This is a genomic window from Fibrobacter sp. UWCM (assembly GCF_900129735.1).
Lineage (GTDB): Bacteria > Fibrobacterota > Fibrobacteria > Fibrobacterales > Fibrobacteraceae > Fibrobacter.
In genome coordinates, this window is the sequence record NZ_FQWR01000003.1 from 1 (window position 1) to 13,877 (window position 13,877).

9 protein-coding genes are annotated in these 13,877 nt (G+C 56.0%); 2 read left to right on the forward strand and 7 right to left on the reverse strand.

The genetic code is table 11. The features are described from left to right. Positions 1 to 71: 71 nt before the first annotated feature. A complete protein-coding gene (locus BUB22_RS02610; RefSeq protein ID WP_073113807.1) occupies positions 72 to 1,040 on the forward strand; it encodes a nucleotidyltransferase family protein in 969 nt (322 codons plus the stop codon). Between the two features lie 126 nt (positions 1,041 to 1,166). On the opposite strand, the gene BUB22_RS02615 is transcribed toward BUB22_RS02610, so the two are convergent. The 6 genes from BUB22_RS02615 to hisS form a co-directional block, all read right to left on the reverse strand. Then, complete coding sequence (locus tag BUB22_RS02615) at positions 1,167 to 2,798, reverse strand: hypothetical protein (protein WP_073113808.1); 1,632 nt, start codon at positions 2,796 to 2,798, stop codon at positions 1,167 to 1,169. Positions 2,799 to 2,999: 201 nt separating this feature from the next. After that, complete coding sequence (locus BUB22_RS02620) at positions 3,000 to 4,757, reverse strand: hypothetical protein (RefSeq protein WP_073113809.1); 1,758 nt, start codon at positions 4,755 to 4,757, stop codon at positions 3,000 to 3,002. A gap of 28 nt (positions 4,758 to 4,785) precedes the next feature. Further along, on the reverse strand, positions 4,786 to 6,636 hold the full coding sequence (locus BUB22_RS02625) for an MBOAT family O-acyltransferase (RefSeq protein ID WP_073113810.1): 1,851 nt from the start codon (positions 6,634 to 6,636) through the stop codon (positions 4,786 to 4,788). Positions 6,637 to 6,696: 60 nt separating this feature from the next. Then, the gene (locus tag BUB22_RS16980) at positions 6,697 to 8,439 is read right to left on the reverse strand and encodes a GDSL-type esterase/lipase family protein (RefSeq protein WP_254794604.1); all 1,743 of its coding nucleotides are present in this window, start codon (positions 8,437 to 8,439) and stop codon (positions 6,697 to 6,699) included. Continuing rightward, positions 8,436 to 9,977, reverse strand: coding sequence for an SGNH/GDSL hydrolase family protein (locus BUB22_RS02635; protein ID WP_073113811.1), 1,542 nt, complete (start codon positions 9,975 to 9,977; stop codon positions 8,436 to 8,438). The genes BUB22_RS16980 and BUB22_RS02635 overlap by 4 nt, the downstream gene beginning before the upstream one ends. A 61-nt stretch (positions 9,978 to 10,038) precedes the next feature. Next, positions 10,039 to 11,352: a histidine--tRNA ligase gene (gene hisS, locus BUB22_RS02640; protein WP_073113812.1), complete on the reverse strand. Its 1,314-nt coding sequence runs from the start codon at positions 11,350 to 11,352 to the stop codon at positions 10,039 to 10,041. A 92-nt stretch (positions 11,353 to 11,444) separates the two neighbouring features. On the opposite strand from hisS, the gene BUB22_RS02645 reads away from it, so the two are divergent. Further along, positions 11,445 to 13,346, forward strand: coding sequence for a CBM35 domain-containing protein (locus tag BUB22_RS02645; protein WP_175547219.1), 1,902 nt, complete (start codon positions 11,445 to 11,447; stop codon positions 13,344 to 13,346). A 3-nt stretch (positions 13,347 to 13,349) separates the two neighbouring features. Here BUB22_RS02645 and BUB22_RS02650 read toward each other — a convergent pair whose 3' ends face one another. After that, positions 13,350 to 13,871 (reverse strand): hypothetical protein, encoded by a 522-nt coding sequence (locus BUB22_RS02650; protein ID WP_073113814.1) that lies wholly within the window; start codon positions 13,869 to 13,871, stop codon positions 13,350 to 13,352. Positions 13,872 to 13,877 lie beyond the last annotated feature (6 nt).

Genomic DNA, 13,877 nt, shown 5'->3' on the forward strand with positions numbered 1-13,877 from the left:
TTGTGTTTGATTTGTGGTTATTTCAAATCTAAAAATTGGAACATCCTATTTTTTTACCCCCTTAGCGGAATTTGCGAAAGAAAATATACGTTACCGGGCATAACCGCCTGGTGAACGACGAGGCCAGGCGGCTTACGGAGCTGTTTGCGGGCGAGGGGAGGCGGACTGCCATCCTGAAGGGTGCTGCGAATGCGCGCCTGTACCCGGACAAGTTCATGCGGCAGTGCGGGGACATCGACATCTGGATAGACGGCGGGCGCGATTCCGTTACCGGCTTGCTGCGCAGGCTCGGCCTGATGGAGCCCGAACCGCAGGCGATTACTGGCCGCAAGATGACGTATGAGGAAAAGTACGCCGAGGCGAAGCGGAAACTCAACGTGCGCGTTTCGAGGCATCACGTTCACTTGGCCCACGATGCGGCTGCGGTTACGGTGGAGGCGCACTTTTTGCCTTCGTCCGGGAACCGGAACCCGTTTGCAGACAAACGATTAATGCGTTTCCTGCAAAGCGAGATTTTGAAGACCGAACTTGTGCCGGAGGGGTTCTATGTCCCGTCGCTCAAGTTTGCGCTGGCGATGCAGCTGGCGCACATCCAGACTCACTTTATGGCGGGCGGTATAGGCCTGAAGCAGATTACCGACTACTACGTGCTTTTGCGGCAGGCGAGCGACAGCGACCGTCTCGAAATCGCGAAGAACCTCCGCAGGTTCGGCCTGCTGCGCGTGTCCAGGGCCCTGATGTGGTTGCTGGGGCATATTTACGGGCTCGAACGCGAGTGTATGCTGTGCGCCCCCAATGAGCGGCTTGGCGGTCGCATGCTCGAGATTGTGCTTGCCGGCGGAAACTTCGGCTTCTATTTCAACGTGAAATACAGGAATTTCCTTACGCGCTGGATTGGCAGGCGCTGGCGTGCCATCAAGTTCAGCCCGTTCTCTCCGGTGGAGGTGTTCTGGGCGGAGGTCGCCTACTGGCGGACCTTTGCCCGCACGCTCCCTATCCGTATTAAACTGCGGAAGTTCTCGATTCGAGATATGTTCTAACGTCATACCGCCGGCGCGCGAAGCACGACAAGAGTATCACACTCTTGCCCCTGTGGGGCTTCGGTGTGACGATGAAAAAAAGACCCCGGTACAGCCGAGGTCTTTTAAACATTGCTTGTTTTCAAATTACCACTTGGCCTTGAGTGCCTGCGGGCATTCGACTTCCTTGAATTCGTGGTTCGGGTTACCTGCGGCTTCCATCCATGTTGCAAGGAATAGGCAGCCTTGCTTTGCTTCGGAGTCATTCTTGAATACTTCGTTGCACTTGTTGGTGAGGCATTCCTTGCGCTTGGTCAGGAGGTCGCCGTCGTAGCCGACAGATTCTTCACAGTCGGAGAGGAGACCGCCATATTGTTTGCCCTGGCTGCCCCAGCCCATCTGGCTACAACCGTCGAAGGCGCCTTTGCCGCCACCGGGGATCATCACGTCAAATTGACCGTGGTTCACGTCGCCACCGATGTTCGATGCCATAACGACGAGGGTCTTGCCTGCGAGAGCCTTGTGGTTGGCCTTTGTCTCGTACTTGCCGGTACCAGTGAAGGTAAGGGCGAAGCACTTGCCGCACTTGCCGCCGTCAGCAGCCGGAACAGCCGCGAAGGCGTAGGCGACCTTGTCGCTTGCGATTATAGGAATTTGGCTTGTACAAGTAGTTCCCTGCCCGCCAGAGCAAATGCTACCGCTACCGCTGCCGATGGGGTTCTTGCCCTTGGCGTCGCAGGTTTTGGTCGGGTTGCCACCGGCATTCTCGTTCCAGCCGCAGCTCGGCATACAGCAGTCCCAGTAACGGGTAGCCCAGCCCTGCTGGCCGCCCTTGCCCTTATCAATATACTTGGAGGCTTCGGCGTCATTTCCGCCACTCGGGGTAGCGCTGGAGGCCGGAGCGTTAGAAGAACTGCTCTTTGCGCTGCTGGAGGACTTTGCGCTAGAACTCGATTTGGCGCTGCTCGAGGACTTTGCGCTGGAACTGGACTTTACGCTGTTAGAGGACTTGGGTGCGGTGCCTGCGCCCATATCCTTGCATTCCTTGCCATTCGGGTCGTAATAGCATTTTAGGGCGCAGGTGTTGTCGTAAGCGTACTGTTCTTCGTGGGGGCCCTTAAGACTTGCGTAGTGGGCAACGCACTTGCCCGACGGGGCGTCGAAGCACTGGCCATCACACTGACCGTTTGATGGGGTTGCGGAAGACTTCGGCTGCTCCTGCTTGGCAGAAGACGAAGACTTGGGCTGCGGCTGGACAGCGGAGGATGTCGGCTGTTCGGGGTTGATCGTTGCGGAAGATTCCGGGATGACCGGAGTATCCGAACTGGTAATTACCGGGTCCGGGGTACCCGGAATCGGGTCTTCGCCACCCTGGCTACCGGGATCCGGTTCTACAGGCGTGACGATGGGGTTGCCCGCCAGGTCCGTAATCGAGCCATCGGGGTTGATAATCGTCTGGTCCGGGGTAAGTACCGAGAGCTGAGAGAGGTCCGGGATGGATGCAATGGGTGTTCCAGCTACGTCGGAAACGACGCCTGATGCCGGGTCGTATGAGCCGACGGGGTTCCCGGCTTTGTCGGCAACGTAGAACCCTGCTTCGGTCGGCGTGATGATGTAGGTCTGGTCGCCTTCGAAAATCCAGCTAGGGATAGTGACGGCAGCAAACTGGTCGGCACCCGGCTGAACTACCGGGGTGCTGATATTGTCGTCGTTGGTGCAGTTCCACGCAAACACCAGTGCGCCTGCAACAATCAAAGACTTGAAAAACGGAACTTTCATAATTTACCTCGTTATATGCCCAAACATTCACGCCAAAAATATATTTATATGGCTGATTTGCGATGTAAAAATTTGGTTAGAGTGATGTTTATCAAGACAAAGTGTTCCCCAGGTGTTCCTTATTTCGGAAGTGTATATTTTTCGTAACGGATGCGGGAATTTTCGTATCGGAAAAATGCTTTTCGGGGGCGGTAAAACGGCCTAGATTTGTGCGATGAATGCACCCAGGCCGAGGCCGCCGTGGCTTGTGGCGATGCGCCTTGCGGAGGGGTTGCGCTGCGGGTCGAGTGCTGGGCATTCGCGCAGGAGGTTCGCGGTGCAGGTGAACTTGCTGCCGGGGCGCGGGTCGTCGTTGGGGGCGAGGATGGCGACGGTCAGTTTTTTGCCGAAGGGTTCGAGTTCGCGGGCGAGTTCCGCGAGCTTTTTGCCGATGCGGGTGTAGAGTGCGGGTGCGTCGAAGTCGAGGCGCTTGCCGTACGGCGGGTTCAGTACGATGACGGGTTGTGTATCGTTGTCGCTGGCTGCGTGTTTATCGCAGGTCGCGTGTTTATCTTTATCGCGGGTCGCGGGGATGCTGGCGTTATTTCGGGCACAGCATGCATCGGCGATTTCTTTCGCGGTGTAGGTGAAGAAGTCGCGAAGTTGCGGGCTGATGCTTGTTGCAGTTTGTTCGCAGGTCGGGGACTGCGCGAGGGGGCTGCATTCTACGTTGTGGCGGATGATGTTTACGGCGCGTTCTGAGATGTCGCTGGTGATGATTTTTGCGATTGGACACACTTGCGCTTTCTTATAGTCATTCCGCAGCCCCGTAGGGGCAAGTGAATCCATAGAAGAAACAATATGCTTCCAGGTGGCGGGCTTGAATGCGGGCTGGTGCTTGAGTGCGAAGTCGCGGCACTTGCCGGGGATGAGCCCGCTTGCCATGTAGGCGGCCTCGAGACTGAACGTGCCGCTCCCTGACATTAAGTCAAGTAGACAGCATTGAGTCATCCTGAGCGAAGCCCTTGAGGGCGTAGTCGAAGGATCCAATGATGGCGCGGTGGCAAACTCGATGGCTTCGAAGAGCATCGCGGCGGCAATTGTCTCCTTGAGTGGGGCGTCGTTTACGAACCGCTCGTGCCCGCGCTTGTACAGCTCTTCGCCCGCGAGGTCGAGCCAGAGGGTGCATCGGTCGTCGACGAGGGTAACGTAGAGATTTTGGGGCGGGGCGTTGCGGGGTGTCCCCACCTTGGTGGCCATGCGCACTAAGGAGCAAGCTCCTAAGTGCTGTCCGCCCGCAGAGGGGGTAGTAAATGACACAGGGAGATCCCCGCCGGAGCCTGCCCTGAGCATGTCGAATGGGCGGGGATGACGTGTGGCAGAAGCGAGGGGGAGGCTTCCCCCTTCAATTACTTTGTACAAACGTTCGGCGACGGCGTCGCTGTGGTATAGCCGCGAATGCTTGCAAGTGACGTGGATGTGTATTTGCGGTTCTTCTGTTTGGTTGTCATTCCGAAGCCCCGCAGGGGCAAGGGAGTCCATGCTTTGCTCGGTGGATACACTTGCCTTGCTACGCAAGGCTTCGGTATGACGATGGTGGGGCGCTTCGGTATGGTGCAGGTACAGTTCCCACGGGATTTCGGAGGCCTTTTTCTCTAGGTCGCGGAAGTTTTCTGCCTTGAAGTCGGCAATGTGCATCATGATGCGGTTCGCGACGCGCGTGTATGCGACGGCCTTCCAGGCTTCGGTAATCTTTGCGGTGAATTCCACCTTGCCGTCGCCAACGACTTGCGGGCGGTTAGAGGCCTGCGCGATGCCGGGGTCGCATATGGTTGTTTGAATCCCGAGGGTATTGAACTCCCGGACAAACGTCTGCTCGAACCCGAGCGGGGCAATAGCCAAGAAGCGGTGAGGCTTTCCTATAACCTGCCGCTTGAGCCTTTTTTCGAATGCGCGATTCTGTCGATCTAGTTCTTCCACGCCGCCACACCCGAATTTTTCGTCTAAACTAGAACTGGAAGTAGATGAACGGGCAGCTGTCCGCGCTCATGAACTGGTAAATCACGAAGATGATGAACGCCGTGCTGAGCACCATCAGGGGGATGGGCTGCGATGCGAACGCGATGCGGTAGCGGCTCTTCCACTTCTTGGGAACCCAGTGGATGAGCATGCCCGCGATAAACACGAGGATGATGTTGATGTGCTGCCAGGCGATGGTTCCAAGGGTATCCCACTTCCAGGCGGTACCCATCTGCTGGACCATGTTCTTCGCGGTGTTCCAGGCGACTTCGTTTGCCTCGGCGGGGTCGAGATTCGAGCCTGCGCGGAAGAAGAGTCGCGTGAAGGTGATGAACACGAAGGTGAGCGTCACGTTCCATGCCACATAGAGCCAGTGGTACGTCTTCTGGCTGAAGAGGCGGAAGATAAGCACGGAATAGATGCCGAAGAACAGCACGCCGAAATAGACGGCGGTAATCGCGAAGATGGCGATGTGGTAGTTCTTGAAGATGATGGCGCTTGCCGCGAACAGGATGAATGCGGCGCTCGCGCGGAAGGTGATGCTGCGCTTGCACCAGATTTTGTTGAACACCTGGCCAAAGCCGTTGAGGCCGCCCCAGATAATGAAGTTCCAGCTGGCACCGTGCCACCAGCCGCCTACGATTTGCGTGGCCATGGCGTTCATGTTGGTGGTGATGAACTTGCGGGAATCGGGCTTGAAATACGCGTAAATGGAAATGTAGAGGAACAGCGCGATGAGGGCGACGGCTACCCACACGCTGCCCGAAAGCATGATGGCCACAAGGCTCAGGAAGCCCATCCAGAAGAACGTGCCGAGAGTCGCGTTGCGGTTACCGCCCAGCGGGATATACAGGTAATCGCGCCACCAGCTGGAAAGGCTGATGTGCCAACGGCGCCAGAATTCGGTGGGGGAGAGCGCCTTGTAGGGGCTGTTGAAGTTTTGCGGCAGGCGGAAACCCATCAGGAGGGCGACGCCGATGGCGATGTCGGTATAGCCCGAGAAGTCGGCGTAGACCTGCAGGGAGTAAGCGAAGAGCGCGATGAGGTTCTCGAGGCCCGTATAAAGTAACGGCTGGTCGAACACGCGGTCCACGAAGTTTGTCGCGAGGTAGTCGCTCAGGATAATCTTCTTGCCGAGGCCGTTCAGAATCCAGAATACGGCGATACCGAAGGTGCGGCGCGGGAGAAAATATGGCTTGTAGAGCTGCGGGACGAACTTGTCGGCGCGCACGATGGGGCCCGCGACGAGCTGCGGGAAGAACGAGAGGTAGAAACCGAAGTTGAGGATGTTCGTGACGGGCTTGATTTTACCGCGGTAGATGTCGATGCAGTAGCTCATCGCCTGGAACGTGAAGAACGAGATACCCACGGGCAGAATGATGGTATCGACGAGCGAGTGCGTGCCGAACATCTTGTTGCTTGCGGCGGCAAAGAAGTTGTATACATGCAACTCGATGCCGGTAAAGTCGTAGAGGGCGTCGAGGAAGAAGTAGGAATACTTGTAGTAGCAGAGGACGAGCAGGTCGATGATGACGACGATAATCATCAGGAGTTTCTTTTTCCAATGCGCCTGCGCCTTCTCGATCCACTTGCCGATAAAGAAGTTCGCGACCACGCAGAAGAGGAGAATGCAAACGTAGCTGCCGCTTGTCTTGTAGTAGAAGAAGAGGCTTGTCGCAAACAGGAATGCGTTGCGGAGCAGGAGTTTGCGGTGGACGAGCGAGAAGACGGCGAAAACGACTGCGAAGAAACCCCAGAAATAGAACTGCGTAAAGAGTAGCGGGCTGTTCGGGTCGAAAGCAAACGTGCGTGTGAGGTAAGGTATTATGTAGTCAAGCATTTGTTCTAGAGGGTGCAAAACCTAGTGTTTATTGTCATCCCCGGCTTGGCCGGGGATCTTTTATTTTTTCTTTTTTTCCTCCTCCTTCTTCGGAGTCGGTTCGAGGGCAGGGAGGTTCGCGATGTGTTCCTGGTAGGCGTCGATGAGCGCCTTGTAGAACATGTCGCCGAGCAGGTGGTAGCCCGCCATGTTGAAGTGAATCTTGTCCTTTTTCGCGAGGCTTGCCTTTTCCCACTTGGCCATGGAACCGAGGCCCCCCATCAGGGAGAACTTGTCCCAAACGCCGGCCTTGTGCTTTTCGGCAAGCAAGAAGAACGCCTTGCGGGCCTGTTCGCCTACGGGGTGCTGCACGTAGCGGCGCTTGCGCACCTTGCGGTACATGTCGTTGTTTGTCTCGAAAATGAACGCGGCATTCGGGTTCACGCGCCGTATGCGCTCGATGAGGATGTCGTAGTTGTTGCGGAAGGTCTTGTCGTCAAATTTCTCGACGTTCGCGTCGTTGATGCCTATCGCAAATATCACGAGGTCGGGCTTGAGGAAGGCGAGTTCCTTCTCGAACAGCGGGCAGGTTTCTTCGAAGTAGTGCGCGATGCGTGCGCCGTTGATGCCCACGTTCGTGTATACGATGCCCGGGTAGTCGGATTCCGAGATGACGCCTGTCATGGTGAAGCGCGGGCGCGTGAAGGAGAGTGTTTCAGATAGCGCGACGAGCGAATCGCAGATTGCCTTCTGCAATGTGTCTGCGATGACGGTAGAATCCGCAGTGCGGGTGGAGTCGCCTGCGAGCGAGGAATCGCGGGCGGCGGTGTCACGCGCGGCCGTAGAGTCGGCCTGCCTGGCGGAATCCAGGAAGACGCGGCATGCGGCGAGCAGGTCGTTCTTGGGTTCTTCCTTCTCGAGGCAGGTCGTATCCAAGATGTCGCAGTTGCCCTGGAACATGGAATCCGCGGAGGCTTCCTGATTTTCGGGAAGCGCGTTCTTTTTTGCGGTGCTGTCTGCGGTAGAATCTGCGTTAAGCGTGTCTAGGCTTGCGCGGTAGATTGAATCTTGTACAAGCGAATCGACGAGGTACTGCGCGACCTTTGCCTGGAGGGCGGTATCGGACCAGCGGAAGGCAAAATGGAGCGTGTCTATCGGGCGGGGGCTCTTGAACACGTAGCTCTGCGTGGCGGAATCGCGTACTCCCTTGATATCCACCGAATCGACTACGAGTACGGGGACGACGTTGTTGCTGTCGCTGTACCCGAAGAGGCGGAACTTTGTTTCGGCGTAGACCGGAGCGGAGTTGTACTTGTCGAGCAGTAGCGTGAATTCGGCGCGCGGGTCAGACGTGCTGACGGCAATCCCGAGGAGCCCGAGCGGTTTCTTGACTTCGCGGAGCACGTTCTTGCTCATGTCCCAGATGCCCTTGTACTGCGAGCCGTAGCTGGAGGGCGTGTTGGTGCGGGCGGCAGAATACGGGAAAACGAACCCGCGGCCTGCAGAGGCACCCGGGTATTCTTTCACGAGGTGCTCGCGGATACGGCCCGATATGACGTCGGCCTGGATGTGCGAACCGCCGATGTGCAGGATGTTGACCTTGCCCTTGTTCTCGAACACGAGCGAATCCATCTTCTGGAAGAAAGGCTCGAACGATTCCTTGCCGCTCGGGAACTGTATGATGTTGAGCGTAGAATCGATGAAGTCGTATTTGGTGAAGTCGACGATGTAGCCTGCGGGCGTAGAGACCGGAGGTGCTGCGAAAAGCGCAGTTGCCGAGATGGCGAATGTCAGGATGCCGAGTATGCGCGAAAGTCCTTTCATTGAGCGGCCTCCGCCTTGAGCTTTTGGATATCCTTCAACTTCGCGTCGTCAATCTTGTGCTTGTCGCGGAACTTGAAGTAGTCGTAATGCATGCGCAGCGCGTTGACGAAGAGTTCACCCATGTAGGCGGCACCCCTGCGGCTGAAATGGATGTAGTCGGCACCGGCGAGCGGCGGGGACTGCTTGACCCACTTGCGCATGGAGCCTTCGCCACCCATCACGCGGTACATGTCCCAGTAGGCGGCACCGTTCTCGAGTGCTACTTCGCGGAGGAACTCGATGGTGGGCAACAGGCCGGGGTAACTCTTCATCTTGCCGTCTATCTGGCGTGCCATGTCGGCGGGGCCGATAAACAGGATGTCTGCATCGGGGTTTGCATTCTGGATGGTCTGGATTTGCTTCGCGATGAGGTTCTTGTTGTATTCGATGTTGCTCTTGTTGATGCTCGGGACGAGGTTTCCGCCGTATTCCATGATGATGAGGCGGGCGTTCATCGCCTTGAACGATTCGGCGAGGAGTTCCTTGTCCATGCGGCTGAATACCGTGCCCGAACTGCCGCGCATGGCGACGTTATCGACTGCGACACCGTAGGGGCCGTCGACAGAGACGGAGTAGATTTCTGCGTTGCCGGAGAGGTACACCTTCGCGTTAGACGTGGTGTCGGGGAGTTTCCACGTGAACACGCGGAGCTTGTTGAACTTTTCGTCTGTGGGGGCGGGGGCGTCCACGAATTTCTTCTTGCGCTTTTCCTTGTCGGTGCCTTCGTTTTCGATGACGGTGGCTTCGTAGGCGAGGCGAACCTTCAGGTTGCCGCGCCTGCTGGCGAGAACCTTGATGGTGCCGTAGCCGCCCACGTGTGTGAACTTGCCATCCTTGTCTTCGCGTTTCTTGATGCCGATGACGGCGCTACCCTGCAACTTGCTGACCTGCGCGAGCGGACCATAGCGGTTGTGGTCGGCGCGGTCCTCTTCGGTCCCGAACATGATGAAGCGGGTGAGGTCGCCGTTATTCCACACGCTTGTTGTCTGCGACGGGATGTTCAGCACTGCGGGGAGCATGCCCGGGCCGCCACCGCCGAATTCCTTCTGCAGGTCTTCGCGGATGGTGGAGGATATGCGGTCTTCTTCGAGCTGCGAGTCGCCGTAGTGCATGATATGCACGATGTTCGAATCGATCTTGGCGAGTTCCAGGTGCAGGAACAGGCGGTCAAACCATGTGGGGTCGTTGTTCGGCAGGTCGAACCTGTTGCGCCCGTTCTTGAAGAAGTCCTCGTAGAATTTCAGCGAGTCGGAGAATGCCGCGAGTTCCTTCGCCTGCGTGGCCGCCATCATTTCCTCTATAGCCTTCTGCGGGTCGGTCTCGGCGTTGTCTTCTTCGGCGACGGCATTGGGGTCCTGCTTTTCGAAGATGTCCGTGAGGGCCGGGAACCTGAAGGTGGTGTCTGCAATGGTGATGCCGCTTGCCGGGTAGAGCCACGCCATGAGGCCTAGCACGACGAACAGGCTTAAAATGCTGAGGAATGTTTTGAAAGGCGTCATGAATTTTTCTCCCTGTCATCCTGGAGCCACGTAGTGGCGATAGGATCAACCGGGGATCTCCTTATGCGTTCTTGGATTCGATAACTTTCTTGCTGCGTTCGACAATCGCGTCGGGACTGCCCACGAGCATTTCGCCCACGCGCATGTCCTTGTATTCGAATTCGCCTGCGCCGGCCTTGGAACCGTCCACGTAGACGACAATCTTTGCGCCCTGGTAGTTCGCCTGGTCGAGTTGCTTGCCCATCTTCATGGGGGCGAGCGGGTGGCTTACGGAGCAGTTGCCGAACTTCGCGTCGCGGAACATCTGGGCGGTTTCGAAGACCTTCTTCATGTCGTTCGTGAAGCTTGCAATGTAGAAGTCCACGCTCTGCTTGGGGCTGGGCAACAAGTTGTGTTCGGCGAGCAGGTCTGCCAAGACCACGTCGCCCATGCCGAATCCCACGCCCGGGATGCGTTCGCCGCCGAGCTTTTCGGTGAGGCTGTCGTAACGGCCACCGCCAGCGATGGCGCGCATGGACTTGCCCTTGTCGAACACCTCGAACACGATGCCCGTGTAGTAGGCGAGGCCGCGCACGATACTAAGGTCGAGGTTCACGCATTCGCCGTAACCGGCTGCAGTCAGCGTGGCGAACAGGTCCTCGATTTCGGCGAGGGCGGCGGTCGCATTTTCACTCTTCACGGCGGCGCGGACTTCTTCGATGCTCTTGCAGCTCATGAAGTCATCGAGCTGTTTGATCTGCGTTTCGCTGAGGCCTGCTTCGGTGAGGGCCTTGGCAAAGGCCTCGGGCCCGATTTTCAGGCGGCGGTCAAGCACCGGGTAAACGAGCGCCGGGTTCGGGGCGCCAATCTCTTCGAGGTAGGTGGCCAAAAGTTTGCGGCTCGAAACGCCAATCGCAAATTCGCCGTCCTTGAGGCCGAACTTGCGGAGCATCGTCGCGATGGATGCCATCAGGTCGGCTTCGGCGTAGATGCTCTCGGTGCCGATAATGTCCATGTTCAACTGGAAGAACTCGCGCAGGCGGCCCTTTTGAGCCTTCTCGTAGCGGAAAAGGCGCGGCATGCTGAACCACTTGAATGGCTTCTTGAGCTCGCGGGCCTTCTGGATCACGAGGCGGGCGAGCGTCGGGGTCATTTCGGGGCGGAGCGCGATTTCGCGGTCGCCCTTGTCCTTGAAGTTATAGAGCTGGCTTACGATTTCTTCGCCGGACTTGCCGGTGTATAGCTCCAGATGCTCAAACATCGGGCCTTCATATTCTTCGTAGGCAAAGGATTCGGCGACTTGGCGCCAGGTATCAAAAATGTAGTTCTGGATGCGTTGTGCTTCCGGGTAAAAATCGCGCGTGCCCTTGGGCAACTGGGGGATAGAAATGCTCATAGTGTCACACAATTTAGAAATTTTTGCGAAATATTTGCACAGGCGCGGTCATGGATATATATTCAAAAGAAGGAAACTGAATGGAGGTGTTTATGGAAAAATCTTTCGTTACGGTAATGCGCATTATCTGCGCTTCTGCGCTTGTTTCTTCTACGGCGGTATTTGCAAACCAGGTCAATGTTTCTACCGTCGCCGACCTCACTTCGGCGACGCTTGGCGCGAAGGCGGGCGATACCATCTGGGTTACCCCGGGCAAGTATGAACTGCCCACATCCAACTGCAAGAACGACAAGTTCGTGAACGAGACTGGTCGCGACTGCGGCCTCATCTGGCTCGGTGCCGATGGCACGAAGGCCAATCCCGTTGTCCTTGCCGGTTCGGATCCAAAGAATCCTCCGGAGATTTTCAGTTCCGATTACAAGCACAACTACGGCATTCACGTAACGGGAAATTACGTTATCCTAAAAAACCTGAAAATTCATTCCTTCAGCAAGGGCGTGGTATTCGACAATTCCGTCGGGGCTCTGATGGAAGACTGCGAGGTGTATCACACGGGAAACGAGATTGTCCATGTTCGCGATTCCAGCCAGCAGGTGACACTGAACCGCAACTTTATCCACGGTTCTGGCTATGAAATTGCCAAGTACGGTGAAGGCATCTATGTCGGAACCTACAATACGGGGTGGGCCTCTTCCCAGCAGGCCGACAGGGATGCTGGCTTTTGGGGGACTGACGCCTCACAACATCGCTATAGCGGCTATGACTGGCGCGTGAACGATACGAAAATCACATGCAACATCGTCAGCGGGACTACTGCCGAGAACATCGACGTGAAGGAAGGAACGGTCAGGGGATTTGTCCAGGGCAATATGTTCATTGGGGACAGTCTTGATTACAACGGTGAAGTGTCCTATGACGACGCAAATATCGACATGAAGGGCGCTTCTTGGACTGTTACCGGAAACTACTTCTATAATTCCAAAAAACAGGGGCTGCCTTATTACAATCCCCATTTCAACTATTTTGTGGAAGAAGTGGTGATGCCGTCAAACGGGAATAAGGCTGGGAGTAATATTGAAAAATACGAGAAAGCTGTTGGCTACGTGGTCAGCGTCGACAAATACGCGCAGAACGGCTGGTGCGACAACAGCGCAATCGATTCGAATGACTGCGTAGAAAGCAAAAATACCGTGGTAGAGGAAATACGGGAAGTTCGCAATGAGTGCGAGGAGCTTTTCAAGATTCCGGAGTCCAGCATCGTATATTTGCCGGGATTTGCGCCGCCGTCCAGCGCGTCGGTAAATCCATCCAGTTCCTCGGTCAGCCCGTCCAGTTCTTCGGCGGGGAATGAATCCTATGAGGCCGTGCGCTATGAGGCGGAGGCCGCGACTTGCACCGGGTGCACCGAGAAGACGAATGATGCTGCGTCGGGTGGCAAGTACATGCGCACCGAAACGACGGGCAACATCACGTTCAATATCAGTGTCCCTGCGGCCGGGAAGTATGAGGTTGTAATCCGTTTCAGCAACACCGCTTCAAACGCCAAGACTCAGGATATCCATGTAAACGGGACGAAGGTAAAATCCCAGGAATTCCCGGTAACGCTTGAGGGTAACTTGGGTGGAGCCGCCGCTGCCTTTGAGGATATGCCGGTGCAGGTGTCGCTCAACGCGGGGGCCAATACCTTCGCCATCATCAAGAACTGGGGGCATGTGGACGTTGATTATATCGAGGTGAAGGTGCCTGGTGGGTCTACGCGGGTTGCGGGCTTTACGCCTGTGGCGGGTGCAAAATTCCATGTGCAGGTGTCGGGTCGCAACGTTCACGTATCGGGAACGGACGGCGCTTCTGTCGCCATCATGGATATGCAGGGCAGGGTGCTGCGTTCCGGCTATTTGCAGGGGCGGCGCGGGCTCGATTTCCAGGTGGAACGGGCCGGCTCGTATCTTGTGCGTGCAGGTTCGGCGGTGCATCGCGTGAATATTGCCCGGTAGCTCCTAGACAAATAAAAATGCAATTACTGAAATGAATGTTGCAAAAAGGGCCAGGCCTTTGTAGTTTCGTTCTTTTATACAACGGTAGCCGTACTTGAATGGAGCCAGATAATAGAATTGCAACTGCGTTTTGAACATAGAAACAAGGTCGTTCTTAGAGTCATCTCGTGGATTATTCTTTTGCTCACTGTCGTACATGTATCCCAAGATTCCTAGAAAGGGAAGGCTTAATAAGAAAACGAATGCAATAAAGTAAGGGGAATTGTAGTCTATTATATCCGGATATTCAGCAATAAAAGCATCTCTCGTTATTACGGTAAGACTTGTGATTCCTATTATGAATAAAATAAGCGCTGCGACATAGCGCTTGGAATACAGTCGTGTCTTGAGCGGGAGTTTTTTTTCGTCGATCTCGACTGTCTCATCTTTTTCGTTAGAAGATTCTTTATGAGGCTTTGACGCTCCGCACCAAGGGCAGCGGGGCTCAGAGAAATTGTAATGCTCACCACAGTTCGGACAGAACATTACAGG

Coding starts and splice junctions, on each gene's coding strand:
- BUB22_RS02625 (WP_073113810.1), bottom strand. CDS start 6,636: ATGCTTGACTACATAATACCTTACCTCACACGCACGTTTGCTTTCGAC.
- BUB22_RS02615 (WP_073113808.1), bottom strand. CDS start 2,798: ATGAAAGTTCCGTTTTTCAAGTCTTTGATTGTTGCAGGCGCACTGGTG.
- hisS (WP_073113812.1), bottom strand. CDS start 11,352: ATGAGCATTTCTATCCCCCAGTTGCCCAAGGGCACGCGCGATTTTTAC.
- BUB22_RS16980 (WP_254794604.1), bottom strand. CDS start 8,439: ATGAAAGGACTTTCGCGCATACTCGGCATCCTGACATTCGCCATCTCG.
- BUB22_RS02650 (WP_073113814.1), bottom strand. CDS start 13,871: ATGTTCTGTCCGAACTGTGGTGAGCATTACAATTTCTCTGAGCCCCGC.
- BUB22_RS02635 (WP_073113811.1), bottom strand. CDS start 9,977: ATGACGCCTTTCAAAACATTCCTCAGCATTTTAAGCCTGTTCGTCGTG.
- BUB22_RS02645 (WP_175547219.1), top strand. CDS start 11,445: ATGGAAAAATCTTTCGTTACGGTAATGCGCATTATCTGCGCTTCTGCG.